The 15,923-nt window shown below is 70.4% G+C and carries 15 protein-coding genes; 7 read left to right on the top strand and 8 right to left on the bottom strand.

Going from position 1 to position 15,923, the window contains the following annotated elements:
• Positions 1–173: 173 nt before the first annotated feature.
• Positions 174–1,016, top strand: coding sequence for a substrate-binding periplasmic protein (locus AC1D29_RS11420; protein WP_477897287.1), 843 nt, complete (start codon positions 174–176; stop codon positions 1,014–1,016).
• On the opposite strand, the gene xdhC is transcribed toward AC1D29_RS11420, so the two are convergent.
• Together xdhC and uraH are read right to left on the bottom strand one after the other, a co-directional pair.
• Entirely contained in the window at positions 961–1,740 is a 780-nt protein-coding gene (xdhC, locus tag AC1D29_RS11415; protein ID WP_477897285.1) for a xanthine dehydrogenase accessory protein XdhC, read from the bottom strand. The genes AC1D29_RS11420 and xdhC overlap by 56 nt on opposite strands.
• A complete protein-coding gene (gene uraH, locus AC1D29_RS11410) occupies positions 1,730–2,083 on the bottom strand; it encodes a hydroxyisourate hydrolase (protein ID WP_477897283.1) in 354 nt (117 codons plus the stop codon). The genes xdhC and uraH overlap by 11 nt, the downstream gene beginning before the upstream one ends.
• Positions 2,084–2,114: 31 nt before the next feature.
• On the opposite strand from uraH, the gene puuE reads away from it, so the two are divergent.
• The 3 genes from puuE (at position 2,115) to AC1D29_RS11395 (ending at position 6,386) form a co-directional block, all read left to right on the top strand.
• A complete protein-coding gene (gene puuE / locus AC1D29_RS11405) occupies positions 2,115–3,071 on the top strand; it encodes an allantoinase PuuE (protein ID WP_477897282.1) in 957 nt (318 codons plus the stop codon).
• The gene (uraD, locus tag AC1D29_RS11400; RefSeq protein ID WP_477897281.1) at positions 3,068–4,816 is read left to right on the top strand and encodes a 2-oxo-4-hydroxy-4-carboxy-5-ureidoimidazoline decarboxylase; all 1,749 of its coding nucleotides are present in this window, start codon (positions 3,068–3,070) and stop codon (positions 4,814–4,816) included. Before puuE ends, uraD begins: the two co-directional genes overlap by 4 nt.
• Positions 4,817–5,153: 337 nt before the next feature.
• On the top strand, positions 5,154–6,386 hold the full coding sequence (locus AC1D29_RS11395; protein ID WP_477897279.1) for an ArgE/DapE family deacylase: 1,233 nt from the start codon (positions 5,154–5,156) through the stop codon (positions 6,384–6,386).
• Here AC1D29_RS11395 and AC1D29_RS11390 read toward each other — a convergent pair.
• The 4 genes from AC1D29_RS11390 to AC1D29_RS11375 form a co-directional block, all read right to left on the bottom strand.
• On the bottom strand, positions 6,372–7,655 hold the full coding sequence (locus tag AC1D29_RS11390) for a hypothetical protein (protein ID WP_477897277.1): 1,284 nt from the start codon (positions 7,653–7,655) through the stop codon (positions 6,372–6,374). The two genes, AC1D29_RS11395 and AC1D29_RS11390, sit on opposite strands and share 15 nt — an antisense overlap.
• Entirely contained in the window at positions 7,655–8,446 is a 792-nt protein-coding gene (locus AC1D29_RS11385) for a hypothetical protein (RefSeq protein WP_477897275.1), read from the bottom strand. The genes AC1D29_RS11390 and AC1D29_RS11385 overlap by 1 nt, the downstream gene beginning before the upstream one ends.
• Positions 8,447–8,451: 5 nt before the next feature.
• Positions 8,452–9,087 carry a hypothetical protein gene (locus AC1D29_RS11380; protein ID WP_477897273.1) on the bottom strand — a complete coding sequence of 212 codons (636 nt, stop codon included), beginning with the start codon at positions 9,085–9,087 and terminating at the stop codon, positions 8,452–8,454.
• Positions 9,088–9,263: 176 nt separating this feature from the next.
• Positions 9,264–9,821: a redoxin domain-containing protein gene (locus AC1D29_RS11375; RefSeq protein WP_477897271.1), complete on the bottom strand. Its 558-nt coding sequence runs from the start codon at positions 9,819–9,821 to the stop codon at positions 9,264–9,266.
• A gap of 79 nt (positions 9,822–9,900) precedes the next feature.
• Between AC1D29_RS11375 and AC1D29_RS11370 the strand changes: the two genes are divergently transcribed.
• The 3 genes from AC1D29_RS11370 (at position 9,901) to AC1D29_RS11360 (ending at position 13,209) form a co-directional block, all read left to right on the top strand.
• Positions 9,901–10,296 (top strand): DUF2946 family protein, encoded by a 396-nt coding sequence (locus AC1D29_RS11370; RefSeq protein ID WP_477897269.1) that lies wholly within the window; start codon positions 9,901–9,903, stop codon positions 10,294–10,296.
• A 76-nt stretch (positions 10,297–10,372) separates the two neighbouring features.
• The gene (locus AC1D29_RS11365; protein ID WP_477897267.1) at positions 10,373–12,688 is read left to right on the top strand and encodes a TonB-dependent receptor; all 2,316 of its coding nucleotides are present in this window, start codon (positions 10,373–10,375) and stop codon (positions 12,686–12,688) included.
• Positions 12,685–13,209 carry a YcnI family copper-binding membrane protein gene (locus tag AC1D29_RS11360; protein ID WP_477897265.1) on the top strand — a complete coding sequence of 175 codons (525 nt, stop codon included), beginning with the start codon at positions 12,685–12,687 and terminating at the stop codon, positions 13,207–13,209. The genes AC1D29_RS11365 and AC1D29_RS11360 overlap by 4 nt, the downstream gene beginning before the upstream one ends.
• Positions 13,210–13,588: 379 nt before the next feature.
• Here AC1D29_RS11360 and AC1D29_RS11355 read toward each other — a convergent pair whose 3' ends face one another.
• Positions 13,589–14,356, bottom strand: coding sequence for a hypothetical protein (locus tag AC1D29_RS11355; RefSeq protein WP_477897263.1), 768 nt, complete (start codon positions 14,354–14,356; stop codon positions 13,589–13,591).
• A gap of 120 nt (positions 14,357–14,476) precedes the next feature.
• Positions 14,477–15,808: an NRAMP family divalent metal transporter gene (locus AC1D29_RS11350; RefSeq protein ID WP_477897261.1), complete on the bottom strand. Its 1,332-nt coding sequence runs from the start codon at positions 15,806–15,808 to the stop codon at positions 14,477–14,479.
• Between the last annotated feature and the right edge of the window lie 115 nt (positions 15,809–15,923).

Genomic DNA, 15,923 nt, shown 5'->3' with positions numbered 1-15,923 from the left:
TCCACCACGGCGGGTGCTGTGGAGCCTCCAGGGTCGCGTCCGCAGGCCCCCGCTCCTCCCGGCAGGCCCGACACCGCTGCGACGGCCCGCAGTGTATGCAGGCGCCGTGACCGGCTTCACGTTGGCGTGGCGCCGCGGCGGCACGCAGGAGGCTGGACTCCCACAATCGGCCCATGCCATCACGCCAACGCCGCAAGCCCGCCTTTCACGGCCTGGGCATGCGCCTGCTGGCGGTCGCCGCGCTGGCGGCAGGTGCGGCCCCGGCCCAGGCCCAGGAGCAGCCGGCCGTGCGCATCGCCACGAATGTCGAGCGCAGTTATTTCCCGCCGGCCGAGGCGCTGCTGCGCAAGGCCTACGCCACGCTGGGCCTGCAGGTCGAGTTCGCACCCTGGCCGCTGCCGCGCACCCAGGTGGAGCTGCGCAACGGCCGCGTCGACGCGGTGGCCATGCGGGTGGAGGCCTATTTCGAGCAGACGCCCTTCGTGCGCAAGGTGGACGTGCCGCTGCTGACGCTGCACGTGTATGCCTATGCCCGCCCGCCCTGCCCCAATGCGCTGCCGGTCGAGGAACTCGCCAGGCACCGCGTCAGCTACCAGCGCGGCATGGTCGCGGCGGAGGCGCTGATCCCGGAAGCCGCGCGCATGCCGGCCAACACGCCCAGCGACGCCTTCCTCAACCTGGACTCGGGCATTGCCGACTACGCGCTGGTGCTGACGACGCCCTGGATGGCCGAAGTTCCCGTGGACACCCGCCAGGGCACGCTGTGCCGCGTGCCGACGCCGCTGAGCCGCGCCACGCTCTTCCACGGCGTGCACGAGTCGCGGGCGGCCTGGGTGGCGCCACTGGAGCAGGCGCTGCGCGCGATGCGCGAGCGCGGCGAGATCCAGCAGGCCTGGAGCGCCTACGAGCGCGACATTGCCGCGCAGAACAACCGCCTGCAGGCCCAGCCGGGCCGCAGCCTCACGCTGACGCCGGCGGCAACGCCAGGATCTGCGCCAGCACAGCCACCGCGATGACGGCCGGCTGCTTGCCGGCCACGCCGGCCACGCCGATGGGACAGACGACCTGTGCCTGCTCGGCCGCGCTGAAGCCCCGCGCGTCCAGCCGCTGACGGAAGCTCGCCCACTTGGTGCGGCTGCCGATCATGCCGATGAAGGCCAGGTCGCCGCGTTCGCGCTGACGCTTCAGGCAGGCCGCGACGATGTCGAAGTCCTCGGCGTGGTTGTGGCTCATGATGAGCACGGCCGAGCCGGGCAGCAGGTCCGCGACGGCCTCGGCAGCCGGCTCGCACACCTCCTGGCGCCAGCCCTGCGCAGGCGGCTCAGCGGGGAACTGCCCCTCGCGGCTGTCTATCCAGTGCAAGGCCAGCGGCAGGTCGCGGGCGATGCGGGCGATGGCGTCGCCCACGTGGCCCGCGCCGAACAAGGCCATGGGCCGCAGCGGCGGCCGCGGCAGGCGGGCGCTCAGGTCCTCACCCGCCGAGATGCGCTCGAAGCGCAGCCAGACGACGCCGCCGCAGCATTGCCCCAACGAGGGGCCGAGGGGGTAGCGCACCTCATCGGCCAGCTCGCCGCCGCCCAGCGCCGTGCGCGCACGTGCGATGGCGTCGAACTCCAGATGCCCGCCGCCCACCGTGCCGGTGATGCCGTCCGCCGCCACCGCCATCCACGCCCCGACCTCGCGCGGCACGCTGCCGGTCGTGCGGGCGACGGTGACGAGGATCAGAGGATCAGCTGCCACGGTAGGTCGAATAGCTCCACGGCGACGCCAGCAGCGGCACGTGATAGTGGCCGTTCTCGTCGGCGATGCCAAAGTCCAGCGGCACTTCGTCCAGGAAGGCCGGCTCCGGCAGCACCTGGCCGCGGCCGCGGAAATAGGCGGCCACTTCGAAGACCAGGCGATAGCGCCCGGCCGTGAGGGTGGCGCCGTCCAGCAGCGGACCGTCGGCACGGCCGTCACCATTCAGGTGCAGGCTGCGCAGCCACTTGGGGCCTTCGGCGTCGAAGCGGTACAGGCGCACGGCCATGCCGGCAGCCGGGCAGCCGTTGGCGGTGTCCAGCACATGTGTTGTCAACTTGCCCATCAAAACTCCTCAGTTGGGGCAAAGTTTAGGGATGAACGCACCCCGCTACCCCCGCGACCTGATCGGCCATGGCGAAAACCCGCCCCATGCGCAGTGGCCCGGCAGCGCCCGCGTGGCGGTGCAGTTCGTGCTGAACTACGAGGAAGGCGGCGAGAACTCGGTGCTGCACGGTGACGCCGGCAGCGAGCAGTTCCTGTCGGAAATGTTCAATCCGCCCAGCTTCCCGGCGCGGCACCTGAGCATGGAGAGCATCTACGAGTACGGCTCGCGCGTGGGCGTGTGGCGGCTGCTGAAGGAATTCGAGCAGCGCGCGCTGCCGCTGACCGTGTTCGGCGTGGGCATGGCGCTGGAACGCCACCCGGACGTGACGCAGGCCTTCGTCGAGTTGGACCACGAGATCGCCTCGCACGGCTGGCGCTGGGTGAGCTACCAGAATATCGACGAGGACACCGAGCGCGCCCACATGGCGCAGGCGATGGCGTCCATGCAACGCCTGACGCTGGGCCGCGACCCGCACGGGCTGGGCTGGTACACCGGCCGCGACAGCCCGCACACGCGCCGGCTGGCGGCCGACTTTGGCGGCTTCGAGTACGACAGCGACTACTACGGCGACGACCTGCCCTTCTGGCTGCAGGTCAGGAAGACCAACGGCGAGCTGGCGCCGCACCTTGTCGTGCCCTACACGCTGGACTGCAACGACATGCGCTTTGCGCTGCCGCAGGGCTTCAGCCACAGCGAGCCGTTCTTCGAATACCTGAAGGACAGCTTCGACGTGTTGTACGCCGAAGGTGCCGAGTCGCCCAAGATGATGAGCATCGGCATGCACTGTCGGCTGCTGGGCCGACCGGGGCGCCTGCGCGCGCTGCAGAAGTTCCTGGACCACATCGAGGCCCATGACCGCGTGTGGGTGTGCCGCCGGCTGGACATCGCGCGGCACTGGAAAACCGTTCACCCCTTTAACGCCAAGACGGCCTTCGTCTGGGAATGATGAAACTCGACGACCTCAACAACGCCAGCACGGCCGACTTCGTCGCGCAGCTGGACGGCACCTACGAACACTCGCCGTGGATCGCCGAGCGCGCTGCGGCGGCCCGCCCGTTCAGCTCTCTGGCCGCACTGAAGGTGGCGCTGGCCCGCGTCGTGCGCGAGGCCAGCGTGGACGAGCAATTGGGCCTGATCCGCGCCCACCCGGAGTTGGCCGGCAAGGCCGCCGTCGCCGGTGAACTGACGGCCGAGTCGACGAACGAGCAGCAGAAGGCCGGCCTCACCGCCTGCACACCGGAAGAGTTCGCCAAGCTGCAAAAGCTCAACGCCGACTACAACGCGCGCTTCGGCTTTCCCTTCATCCTGGCCGTGCGCGGGCCGCGCGGCACCGGCTTCACGCGCCAGGAAATCATCGCGACCTTCGAGCGCCGGCTGCGCGCTCACCCGGACGTCGAGCGCGCCGAGTGCCTGCGACAGATTCACCGCATCGCCGAGATCCGGCTCAACGACAAGTTCGGTGTCGAGCCCAGGCTGGGCCAGCAGCTCTGGGACTGGGCCGCCGCGCTGGCCCAGCACAGCGAGACCGAGGACTTCCTGACCTGCACCTACGCCACGCCCACGCACACGGCCGTCGCCGAGCAGTTGATGGCCTGGATGCGCGAGGGCGGCTTTGACGAGGTCAGTCGCGACGCGGTGGGCAATGTCGTGGGCGTCTACAACGGCACGGGCGACCGGAGGCTGCTGACCGGCAGCCATTACGACACCGTGCGCCGCGCCGGCCGCTTCGACGGGCGACTGGGCATCTTCGTGCCCATGCTGGTCGTGCGCGAGCTGCATCGCCAGGGCAAGCGCCTGCCCTTTGCGCTGGAAGTCGTCGGCTTCTCCGAGGAAGAGGGCCAGCGCTTCCCGGCCGACTTCCTCGGGTCCAGCGCACTGATCGGCGCCTTCCAGCCCGCCTGGCTGGACCAGGCCGACGCGGCAGGCATCCCGCTGCGAGACGCGATGCAGGCGGCCGGCCTGGCCGGCACCATGGACGCCATCCAGGCCGTCCAGCGCGACCCTTCGCGCTACCTCGGCTTTGTCGAAGTCCACATCGAGCAAGGCCCGGTGCTGGACAGCCTGGACCTGCCGCTGGGCATCGTCACCAGCATCAACGGCAGCCGCCGCTACATCGGCGAGATCGTCGGCCTGGCCAGCCATGCCGGCACCACGCCCATGGGCCAGCGCCGCGACGCCGCGGCGGGCGTGGCCGAGCTGATCCTGTTCACCGAACAACGCGCCGCCGCCGTGCCCGACGTCGTCGGCACCGTGGGCATGCTGGAAGTGCCGTCGGGCTCCATCAATGTCATCCCGGGCCGCTGCCGCTTCAGCCTGGACCTGCGCGCGACGACCGACGCGGCACGCGACGCGCTGGACGCCGACGTGCGCGCCAAGCTCGATGAGATCTGCCAGCGCCGCGGCCTGAGCTTCACACTGCAGCCAACGCTGGCCGCCAATGCCGCACCGAGCGACCCGGCCTGGCAGGCTCGATGGGAAGCCGCCGTCACCGAACTGGGCCTGCCGCTGCACCGCCTGCCTTCGGGCGCCGGCCACGACGCGATGAAGCTGCATGAACTGCTGCCGCAAGCCATGCTGTTCGTGCGCGGTGGCAATGGCGGCATCAGCCACAACCCGCTGGAGTCGGTGACGGTGGATGACGCGGAGCTCGCAACCACTGCGTTCCGGCACTTGGTGGAAGGGCGCATCTGATGGATGAGCACGATTCGCCGCCGCTACTCACGGAACTCAGAGGAAGAGCTCGGCTCGTTCGCGGCTTCTGGATCATTTCCATGCTCGCAATGGCGACGGGCTTCTACTCCGCTGTCGGCACAATCGCCGGCTCTCTGCTGTTCTGCGTCACTGCAGCTTTGGCCGTAGTACTGATTCGCTGCCCCCACTGCGGAAAGAGCCTTTGCTGGCATGCCGTATCGAAGCATTCCGTCGGCCATTGGCTGAAACGGCTTCTTGATGCCCGCGAATGCCCTGGGTGCGGCTACAGAGCCAACCATGCCACGGCCAGTGCTTGCAAGTTCACTGATCAAACACCATGAATCCGCATCAAGACAGCGTAGACGCCTGGATCCGCTCCCACTTCGACGACGAAGTCCGCTTCCTCCAGCACCTCGTCCGCATCCCCACCGACACCCCGCCCGGCAACAACGCCCCACACGCAGACCGCACCGCGGAGCTGCTGACCGAGCTGGGCTTCGAGGTCGAGAAGCACGCCGTGCCCGCGCCGGCCGTGAAGAAGGCGGGCATGCAGTCCATCACCAACCTGATCGTGCGCCACCGCTTCAGCAGCTATGGCCCAACCATCGCGCTGAATGCCCATGGCGACGTGGTGCCGCCGGGCGAAGGCTGGACGCATGAGCCCTACGGCGCCGAGATCGTCGACGGCAAGCTGTATGGCCGCGCCTCGGCCGTCAGCAAGAGCGACTTCGCGACCTACACCTTCGCGCTGCGGGCGCTGAAGCACTCGGGGCTGAAGCTCAAGGGCGCGGTCGAGCTGCACTTCACCTACGACGAGGAATTTGGCGGCGAGCTGGGCCCCGGCTGGTTGCTGAAGCAAGGCCTCACCAAGCCGGACTTCCTGATCGCCGCCGGCTTCAGCTACCAGGTCGTCACGGCCCACAACGGCTGCCTGCAGATGGAGGTGACGCTGCACGGGCTGGCCTCGCACGCGGCCTACCCCAGCACGGGCATCGACGCGCTGCAGGCCGCCACCAAGCTGTTGACGGCGCTTTACGCCCACAACGACGTGCTGAAGACACGGCTGTCCGACGTGCCCGGCATCACCCACCCCTACCTGAACGTGGGCCGCATCGAGGGCGGCAGCAACACCAACGTCGTGCCGGGCAAGGTGGTCATCAAGCTGGACCGCCGCATGATTCCCGAGGAAGACCCGGCAGCCGTCGAGGCCGAGGTGCGCGCGCTGATCGAAGCCGCTGTCGCGCAGAGCCCCGGCGTGAAGCTGGAGATCAAACGACTGCTGCTGGCCCATTCGATGAAGCCATTGCCCGGTGCGGCGCCGCTGATCGCCGCGCTGCAGAAGCACGGCCAGGCGGTGTTCGGCGAAGCCATCCCGACCTCCGGCACGCCGCTGTACACCGATGTGCGGCTGTACACGGCCCACGGCATCCCCGCCGCGATCTACGGCGCCGGCCCGCGCACGGTGCTGGAGAGCAATGCCAAGCGCGCCGACGAGCACCTGGTGCTGGACGACCTGAAGCGCGCGACGCAGGTGGTGGCGCGTGCCGTGGCCGAGTTACTGGCCGCCTGAGGCCAGCCTCAGCATCTCGCGGCGCTCGGCCAGTTCGGCCGGCGGCCAGGGGCTCCATTCGGGGTATTTGGCGTAGACGCCGTACAGCGCCTGCAGATTGCCCCGCACCTGCGGGTCTTTCGGCGACAGCGCCAGCGCGGCCAGCAGCCGCTGCGACAACTGGCCCATCACAGCAGCGTCGGGCTTCGCGCCGGCCAGCGCCGCCACGGCCGCCAGGTTGGTGCCGGCGGCACTGGCAGGCAGGCGCAGCAAGGCCTTGTCAAACAGTGCGGCCGCGTCGGCACGGCGGCCCTGCGTCCAGGCCAGCTGGCCACGCAGTGCCGCACCCAGGCCCCAGGCGCTGGGCGCCAGATCACCGGGCACCGCCTGTTCGTAACGGGCCAGACCGGCCTCGACCGCACGCGTCACGCGCTCGCGCTCGGCCGGCTGCAGGCCACCCACCTGCAGGCGCAACCAGCCGGCGATGGCGTCGGCGAAGTCCAGTTCCGGCAGCCAGCGGGCCAGCTGCCAGTCTGCGGCGTCACCGGCCGGGCGGGCGCGCATCCAGCCGGCCGGCAGCCCCGGGCGCATGGGCGCGACGCGCATCCAGTCGCCGCGCGCCTCGACGATGGCGTACGGAAAGCTCTGCTGGATCGAGCGGCCGATCTCCACGCCGGGCGACGCCTCGCTGGGCTGCTGGCGCACTTGCAGCGCGGCACGCGAGGCCGCGTCGATGCGCGCCAGCTCGTCCAGGCGGATGCGCCGCGGCGCGAACGACAGCGCCTGCGCCGGCAACGTGGCCTCGAAGGTCGCGCCGCCCCAGTCCAGGCTGATGGTTTCCGGCGCGAGGCCTTGCGCGCCCTGGCGCGCAAAGCGCAGATAGGTCTGCAGGAAGAGTTCGCCGTCCTGCTCGAACAGACGGCCCCAGATCGCCAGCACCGCCTGCCCACGCGCCAGCGTGCCGGTGGGCGTGCCGGTGCGGCTGACGGTGGCCAGCACGTTGTCGACGTCGCAGTTGCGGCCCGGCTCGGCCACCAGGTCCACGGCGCCCACCGAGCTGTACTTCAGCATCGCCATCAGCAGCTGCAGGTGCGCCAGCGACGAGATCTGCCGGCTGGCCGACTGCACGGCGTCGCGGCTGGTGGCGCCGTCGGCCCGCCAGGGCAGCACCAGCGCGTTGACGGCCGCGCCGCGGAAGACGACGGGCGCCGAACACGCGCGGATGTCCATCGCCCGCGCGGGCAGCGCGCACGACAGTGCGAGCGACAAGGTGGCGAGAAGGCGGCGCATCACTGGCCTCCCGCGCAGGGCTGGGCCGGGTTCTGCAGCCGCAGCAGCCCGGCCTTGGGGTAGGCCGCGTCGGCCAGCGCCTCGCGCAGCGTGCGGCCGGCGCTGTCCTGCACGAAGGCGTGCAGCGCCGTCAGCTCGGTCTTGCTGCGGCCGGTGATGGGGCGCTTGAGCATCGCGCCCAGCAGGCTGGTCGCACGGCACAGGTTGGCGTGGGCCGGCTCGTAGGCGCGTTCGCGCAACAGCTTCAGGCCCAGGGCGCTGGCGATGAAGGCGTCCAGGTCCAGCGGCCGCGAGATCAGCTGCACGGCGTCGGTCGTCGGCACCGCGCCGGCCTCGGGGTAGCGCAGCCGCTGCAGGCCGGACGGCACCGTCTCGCGCTGGTCGGCCGCAAAGCGCAGCGGCACCAGCAGGTAGTTGATCTGCGCGGACAGCGCCGGCGGCGTACCGTCGCGGTCGACGACGCCCCAGACCTCCAGCAGCACGCGCTGGTCGTGGAGCTGCTCCACCACCTCGGCGCTGAACTCGCTGCCGTCCAGCGCCGGCGCGCGCTTGGGGCAGGCGCGAAAGGCCACCGGCGTCGCGCCGGGATTGATCCAGTGCTCGTCGCGCTCCTGGTCCAGCTCGAACTGCAGTTTGTTCAGGAAGCGGTCGATGGCCGCGCGATCGGGCAGCGCGCCGCCGCTGGACTCGCTGAGCAGCACGGTGAAGCGGCCCGGCGCCGGCGCGCAGTTGACGACGGCGGCCTGCGCGCTCGCGCTGAACAGCAAGGTCAGAAGGCTTGTTCGCCACATAGGGATCACTCCAGGTTGGCGATGGCTTCGTCCACCGTCTGCTTGAGGCGCGGAAACGCCTCCGCTGGCGCGGCGATCTCGCCGCCGATGCGCTCGCGCAGCGCGTCCGGCTTGCCGGCCACCGCCGCGTTAACGAGGTCGCGGTAGCGGCGCAGCTGCGGCAGCGCCTTGGCGCAGCCGTTGTCGCCGATCAGCGTCACCAGCGTGCGGTGCGCGCCGATGTCGTAATGCTGGTTGCGTTTGAGCAGCAGCGGTGGCAAGACCCGGCACAGCGTCTGCGGCTCGCGCACGGCCATGGCCTCCAGGCCGCGCGTGGCGGCCACCGCGTGCAGGTCGGGGCGGCGCAGCTCCATCAGCAAGGCCGGCAGCGCGGGCTCGCCGAACGAGGCCAGCACGACGGCGTTGTTATTCAGCTTGCCGAGGTCTTCCTCCTCGGTGAGCTTCTGCAGCAGGCCCAGCATCTCCTTGGTGTAGGACAGATCCAGCTGGCGCTGCTTGATGGCCAGGTCCACCGAGTCCTTGATCCAGAAGCCCAGCACCAGCACGACGACGCTGGCGATGAGCTTGGGCGCCTCCGCGCCCATCCAGCCCAGCACGCGGGCGGGCCAGGGCTTGGGGGGCGGTACGGCGGTCGCATCCATCGCCCCAGTGTCGGACTGCAACGCCGACAAGCACAACCCCAGGATGGTGGACGCGCCGACGTGACCCCTGCGACTTCGGCGTAAGGGGCATGAGCGACAAGGTCGCCGGGCTGTCCAGCGGCAACAGCTTCTCGGTGCGCATGCGGCACCGGTTCTGACCGGCGCCCCGCTCGGCCTCAGCCAGTCGCCTTCTTGGCGGCCGCCAACGCGGCGTTGACATGCTCGACGATGTACTCGAGGCTGCCATCGCCCCAGCCCGACTGCCGCGCCGCGACCGACCCGTCACCCCGCAGCACCAGCGTGTAAGGCAGCGAAGTCGGCTTCCTGAAGGCCTTGGCGCTGACCTCGCCCGGGTCGAAGGTGTGCAGCATCTTGCTGGTGTCGGCCAGCGCGCGGTGGATCTTCTTGAAGACGGCGCGCTCTTCGACGTTGATGGCGATGACACGCATGCGCTCGCCAGTGGCCGTCTGCAGGCGCTCCAGCATCGGCAGTTCGTTGCGGCAGTACGGGCACCACGAGGCCCAGAAGAAGACGATGACCGGCTTGCCGTCGAAGTCGTTCAAGCGCACGGCCTTGCCGTCCAGCGTCTGCCCCAGCGGCGCGTCGGCGGCCGCGTGTTCCAGCGGCGGCGGTGGCGGCACCTTGGCCTCGTCGGCCGGTGCGGCGCTGGCGCTGCCCAGGGCCGTGAGGCCGGCCCAGGCCAGCAGGACGCGTCGTTGCAGTTCGTCGTTCATGTCTCCCCCTTGGCGCGTTGCATCAGGCTCCGGCCGACCGCGATCTTAGGCAGCCCCGCACCCTGCCTAGAATCGAGACATGCCCACCCTGCATCGCGCCCGCGTACGCCGCCAGTCCTGGTGGCTGCTGGCCGTGCTGGTGCTGGGGCTGCTGGCGCCGGGCATCAGCGCCGCGCTGGCGCATGCGCGCGGTGACTTCAGCGCCTGGCAGGACATCTGCCGCGCGCCCACCGCCAACAGCGCGCAGGCCCAGGAACCCCAGCCGGTGCAGAAGGCGCTGGACCTGCTGGCCCACGGCCATTGCGCGGCCTGCCACCTGAGCTGGGCCGACCTGGCCACGCCGCCCGCGCCCGCCGACACGGCGACGCTGCGCAACGACCTCACCTTCGCCGCCCCCGAGCGCTTCTGGCGCGCGCCGCAAACGGCCCACGCCTGGCGCCCCGCCGCGGCGCGCGCGCCACCCTCGCTGAGCTGAGTCCACCGCCCTGCCCGCCGGTCATCGGCGGGTAACGCCGCGCACCCTGCACGGCCGACTCCGTTCTCGGCACTTCATGAACAAGACGCCTTTCGCGCTGGCCGCCACGCTGCTGGCCGCCAACCTCCCTGCCCTCGCCTGCGACGAGTGCGACCCCGACACGCACGCCGCCACACCGGCCGAGGCCGCCCCCCGCCAGGCCCTGGGCCTCGTGCGCGTGCAGGGCAGCGCCGCCACCTCCCTGCCCACCGTCATCCCGACCACGCTGGAGGGCCTGACCGCCGCCGACATCTCCCGCAGCATCAACGCCACCGACGCCGAGGACGCGCTGAAGTACCTGCCCAGCCTGCTGGTGCGCAAGCGCTACCCCGGTGACTACAACCACGCGGTGCTGTCCACGCGCGCCTCGGGCACCGGCAACAGCGCGCGCTCGCTGGTCTTCGTCGACGGCATCCCGCTGGCCAACCTGCTCGGCAACGGCGCGGCCTTCACGCCGCGCTGGGGGCTGGTGGCGCCGGAGGAGATCGCCCGCGTGGACGTGCTGTACGGCCCGTTCTCCGCCGCCTACTCGGGCAACGCGATGGGCGCCGTCGTGGACTACCAGACCCGCCGCGCGCAGGCCTTCGAGGCCCACGTGGAGACCGGCCTGTACGAGCAGCGCTGGGCCTACGGCGGCGACAGCGCACGCTACCAGGGCCGGCGCCTGAGCGCATCGCTGGGCAGCGGCAGCGCCACCGTCAGCTGGTGGCTGAGCCTGGCGCGCAGCGACAACGAAGGCCAGCCGCTGACCTTCCCGACCCGCGCCGTTGCCAGCACCGCGCCGGCCGCCAACGCCGTCGCCGTGACCGGTGCCGTCGCCGGGCTGGACCGCTTCGGCACGCCCTGGTGGCTGCTGGGCTCGGCCACGCAGATGCACACCGTGCAAGACCAGGCCAAGCTGCGTGCCGCGTGGGACTTGTCGCCCGAACTGCGCGCCCAGGCGCTGCTGGGCCTGTGGCGCAACACCGCCGACGGCGGCAGCCGGAGCTGGCTGCGCGACGCGGCCGGGCAGCCGGTGTTCGCCGGCCCGGTCAGCATCGCCGGCCAGGGCTACACACTGACGGCCAACGAGTTCGGCCTCAGCCACGACGAGGCCGAGCACCGCATCGTCGGCGCCACGCTGAAGCGCCAGGCCGCCAGCGGGCTGAACTGGGAGCTGGCCGCCAGCCACTACGACTACGCCAAGGACCGCAGCGCCCAGCCGCTGGCCCGCAGCGGCGGCGCCGGCCGCGTGACCAGCCTGGACGGCAGCGGCTGGACGACGCTCGCGGCCAAGGCCAACTGGAAGGCCGGTGACGCGCATTCGCTGGACGTCGGGCTGCAGCAGGAGGGCTACGTCTGGCGCCAGCGCGTCGTCAACGCCAGCGACTGGCTGCAGGGCGGCACGTTGACGCCCTTCACCGCCTTCAACGGTGAGACGCGGCTGCGCGGCGCCTTTGCGCAGGACGCGATCACGCTGCGCGACGGCCTGACCGCCGTGCTGGGCCTGCGCCATGAGCATTGGCGCGCCAGCCACGGCAGCAAGACGGCCGCCAGCGGCCAGACGGTGAGCTATGCCCACCGCCAGGAGACCGCCTGGTCGCCCAAGGCGGCGCTGGGTTGGGCTTTCAGCGAGCACGTCGACCTGCGCCTGTCGCTGGGCCGCGCGGTGCGCTGGCCGACGGTGGGCGAACTGTTCCAGGGCGGCGTCAGCAGCACGGGCGCCTACGTGGAGGCCGACCCCGCCACCAACCCCGGCCTCAGGCCCGAGCGCGGCTGGACGCGCGAACTCAGCGCGTTGTACAGCGGTGCCGCGGCCCAGTTGCGCGCAACCCTCTTCCACGAAGCCACGCACGATGCGCTCTATGCGCAGACCTCGGTCATCAACGGCCAGTCGGTCAGCAGCGTGCAGAACATCGCCCGCGTCCAGACCACCGGGCTGGAACTGGTGGGCTCCGGCGACGCGACGAAGGCGCTGCGCTGGCAGGCCAGCCTCACCTACGCCGACTCGCGCATCAAGGCCAACGACGGCTTCGTCAGCACGCCCGGCGACACGCTGGGCCGACAGCAGCCGCGCGTGCCCCGGTGGCGCGCCAGCGCGCTGCTGAGCCACGCCGTCACACCGTCGCTGCACGCCAGCCTCGGCGCCCGCTACGGCAGCACGCAATACGGCAACCTGAACAATGCCGACGACCATGGCCGCGCCTACCAGGGCTTCTCCAGCTATTTCACGATGGACGCGAAACTGCACTGGCAGATCAACCGCCAGTGGAGCGCCACCGCCGGCGTCGACAACCTGAACAACGCCCAGTACTGGAACTTCCACCCCTACCCCGGCCGCACCTGGCTGGCCAACCTGCGCTTCGACCTATGAAACCCATCGCACTGCTTTTGCTGGCCGCCGCCACCGGCGCCCAGGCTCACATCACGCTGGAGCAACCCGAGGCGGAGGCCGGCAAGCCCTACAAGGCCGTGCTGCGCGTGGGCCACGGCTGCGCGGGCGGCGCGGCGACGAAGGAGATCGTCGTCACCTTGCCCGCCGGCCTGCGCGGCGCCAAACCGATGCCCAAGCCTGGCTGGACGCTCAGCGTGCGTCGCGCGCCGCTGGCCCAGCCGTACGACAGCCACGGCAAGTCCGTCACCGACGAAGCCGCCGAGATCCGCTGGACCGCGCGCAGCGAGGCCGACCAGCTGCCCGACGCCTGGTACGACGAGTTCGTGCTGCGCGCGACGCTGCCGGCCGAGCCTGGGCCGCTGTGGTTCAAGGTGCGGCAGGTCTGCACCGAGGGCGAATGGCACTGGGCCGACATCCCGGCCGCCGGCCAACCCGCGCCCGGCGCCCCTGCGGTGCGGCTGATCGTCAAGCCGTCGGCCTCGGCGGCACACAGCCACTGATACGGTGAGCCGCGTGACTCGCGCGGATAAACGCCCGCCTGCCCCGGCTCTTCGCCGTTTCGAACCGGGGCTGACCGCCGATGATTCAGCCCGTCACCAGTGCAAGGCCCCCGGCAACGTTTGCGGCCCCTGTGCGAGGCGGTACGCGAGCCGCCCGCGACGACGAGCACAAAGATTTCGGCCCGCCCGCAGCACCTCACCGTGCCGCCCGCGACCGGCCGCCTGCGCTGTGATGCACGCCGCAGCCCTACTGCACCGCAAGGTGCGAGTCCCGGGCGGCGTGAAGCGCTCTTGCGCCCCGACCGGCCCAGCCGGGCGGGGCTTTTTCCTTGGCCTTCGCGCTGGCTGCCATCCGGTGTTCACGCCACGGCGCGCGTGCTCAGCGAGAGAAGGCCCAGTTCAAGCCCAAGCTCCACCAGGCCTCACCCGAGCGACTCCGCGGCTGAGCGCGACTGATGTCGACCGAAAGGCTTTCGTTCAGCAGATGGCGCACGCCGACGCGATGGTGGGCTCGCATGCCGTCGTCCCAGTGCTCGATCAGGCCTTGCCACTTGGGTGTGGGCTGCCATTCCAGCGCCATCCCGTAGCGGCTGAGGTCGGCTGCCCGTCGATGGAAATCACGGCCCACATTGAAATGGAGGGTCAAGTCCTCACGGGGCGACCAGCTCAACGGCAGCAAAAGCGCCTGCCCGGCAAAACCGGGTGAGTTGTTCTGCCAGGTGGCGGACCACACCAAACCCCAGCTCAAGCCCGGCTGCATTTCCTGCGCCCACTTGACCTGAGGACCGGCATTGCGCAGCACCGGCTCGCCCTTCGTTGCCGACCGATCCAGGTTCAACCCGAGCTCCAGCCCGAGCACGCGGCAGGCCGGGCCGGCATGCTGCAGTTGATGCTGGTGCCCCTGTTCAAGCCAGGTTTCGACCTGGCACTGGCCCGGGTCAAGAATGGAAGCGTCGTCGACGGCATGGTGGCCTCCTGCCGCATGGCCAGACGCCGGGCAAAGCAGCCCCGCTGCCGAAGCCAGCATCGTCTTGACCCAGTCGGCAAGGCTGCCGCGAAACCGTTCGACATGGCGCCAACGGCGCGTCAACACAGAGGTCTGGATAGGGCGGCGTGGTGCCGGCCAGGCCAGCAAGGCGAAGTGCATGGGATTCTCCGGCGCGCGTGGAGCGGCGCCTTGCGGGACCAAGGCGCCGGTTGCATGCGCAACGTCGTGCGCATGATGGTCGAAGTTGTGTGACGCTTTGCAGAGCGCAGCGCCAAGCGTTCACGCCGTGAGGAACATGACCGCGACGGCGACGGCCATGACGCCCGTGGCGGCCCAGCCGAAGACGCAGTGGCGCCTGGATATCGTCAGGTCACCCATCACGGGGCGTGACTGCCCAATCCACATCATCACGACCATGATGGGCACCGAGATGACGCCATTGACGATGGCACTCCACACCAGCGCCTTGATCGGGTCCAGCTCGAACACGCTCATCAGCGCGCCGATGCCTGTCGCGGCCATGATGATGGCGTAGAAGCCGCGCGCCTCATGGAAGCCATGGGCCAGGCTGGCCTTCCAGCCGAAGACCTCGCTGACCGCATAGGCCGCTGAGCCCGCGAGCACTGGCACGGCCAGCAGGCCGGTGCCCACAATGCCCAGCGCGAACACGGCGAACGCGAATTCGCCGGCGACCGGCCGCAGCGCCTCGGCTGCCTGGCCGGAGGTCTGGATGTTGGTGATGCCGTGCATGTTCAGCGTCACGGCCGTGGCCAGCACGATGCACAGGGCGATGACGTTGGAGAAGGACATGCCGATGTAGGTGTCCTGCTTGATGCGGAACAGGTGCTCCTGTGCATAGGCTGGCACCCGCCGCAGCTCGGCCGCGTGCGGCCGGGTCTGCATCTCCTCCACCTCCTGCGAAGCCTGCCAGAAGAACAGATAGGGGCTGATGGTGGTGCCCAGCATGGCCACCACCATGCTGGCGTAGTCGCTGAGCCTGGCATCCGCGGGGAAGAAGGCCCAGGGCTGCAGCGATTCGACCGTGGCCTGCCGCCAGGGCACCTGGACGACCAGGACGACGGCGAAATACGAGAACAGCGCCAGCGTCAGCCACTTCAGGATGCGCACCGAGCGCTGGTACGAGAAGCACACCTGACCGAGCACGCACAGCGCGCCGAAGGCGACGATGAACAGCACCCGCGAGCCACCGATCAGCATGCGGGCGGCCTCGGCCATGGCGCCGATGTCGGCGGCGATGTTGATGGTGTTGGCCACGACCAGCAGGGCCACCAGCCCCATCGTCAGCCAGCGCGGGCAGACCTTGGCGATGTTGGCAGCCAGGCCCTGGCCCGTCACCCAGCCGATGCGGGCGGAGAGCATCTGGATGCCGATCATCAGCGGCGTGGTCAGCAGCAGCGTCCACACCAGGCCGAAGCGGAACTGCGAGCCTGCCTGCGAATAGGTGGCGATGCCACTGGGATCGTCGTCGGCGGCGCCGGTGATCAGCCCAGGGCCCAGGCGCCGGGCGAGGGCTTTGGTGTCGGGCAGCCTGCCACGGGCGTTCAGGAATGCGCGGTACAGGAAAGCGTTGCTGATGATGCGTTGTTGCACGGGTGTCTCCCCGCCGCCGTGCTGCGGACACGGCGGAAGCATGCGGCGACTCGTTGGAGCCGCAGGGTCACGAAGGTGTCCGGGAAGAAAGCCGCGCGGCAGAACGCCGTTCGGG

It is taken from the genome of Roseateles sp. P1_C6 (assembly GCF_056406315.1).
Note: the sequence above shows the minus strand (reverse complement) of the source record. Positions and strands in the feature narration are given on the sequence as shown.

Coding starts and splice junctions, on each gene's coding strand:
- AC1D29_RS11420 (WP_477897287.1), top strand. CDS start 174: ATGCCATCACGCCAACGCCGCAAGCCCGCCTTTCACGGCCTGGGCATG.
- uraH (WP_477897283.1), bottom strand. CDS start 2,083: ATGGGCAAGTTGACAACACATGTGCTGGACACCGCCAACGGCTGCCCG.
- puuE (WP_477897282.1), top strand. CDS start 2,115: ATGAACGCACCCCGCTACCCCCGCGACCTGATCGGCCATGGCGAAAAC.
- uraD (WP_477897281.1), top strand. CDS start 3,068: ATGATGAAACTCGACGACCTCAACAACGCCAGCACGGCCGACTTCGTC.
- AC1D29_RS11395 (WP_477897279.1), top strand. CDS start 5,154: ATGAATCCGCATCAAGACAGCGTAGACGCCTGGATCCGCTCCCACTTC.
- AC1D29_RS11390 (WP_477897277.1), bottom strand. CDS start 7,655: ATGCGCCGCCTTCTCGCCACCTTGTCGCTCGCACTGTCGTGCGCGCTG.
- AC1D29_RS11385 (WP_477897275.1), bottom strand. CDS start 8,446: ATGTGGCGAACAAGCCTTCTGACCTTGCTGTTCAGCGCGAGCGCGCAG.
- AC1D29_RS11380 (WP_477897273.1), bottom strand. CDS start 9,087: ATGGATGCGACCGCCGTACCGCCCCCCAAGCCCTGGCCCGCCCGCGTG.
- AC1D29_RS11375 (WP_477897271.1), bottom strand. CDS start 9,821: ATGAACGACGAACTGCAACGACGCGTCCTGCTGGCCTGGGCCGGCCTC.
- AC1D29_RS11370 (WP_477897269.1), top strand. CDS start 9,901: ATGCCCACCCTGCATCGCGCCCGCGTACGCCGCCAGTCCTGGTGGCTG.
- AC1D29_RS11365 (WP_477897267.1), top strand. CDS start 10,373: ATGAACAAGACGCCTTTCGCGCTGGCCGCCACGCTGCTGGCCGCCAAC.
- AC1D29_RS11360 (WP_477897265.1), top strand. CDS start 12,685: ATGAAACCCATCGCACTGCTTTTGCTGGCCGCCGCCACCGGCGCCCAG.
- AC1D29_RS11355 (WP_477897263.1), bottom strand. CDS start 14,356: ATGCACTTCGCCTTGCTGGCCTGGCCGGCACCACGCCGCCCTATCCAG.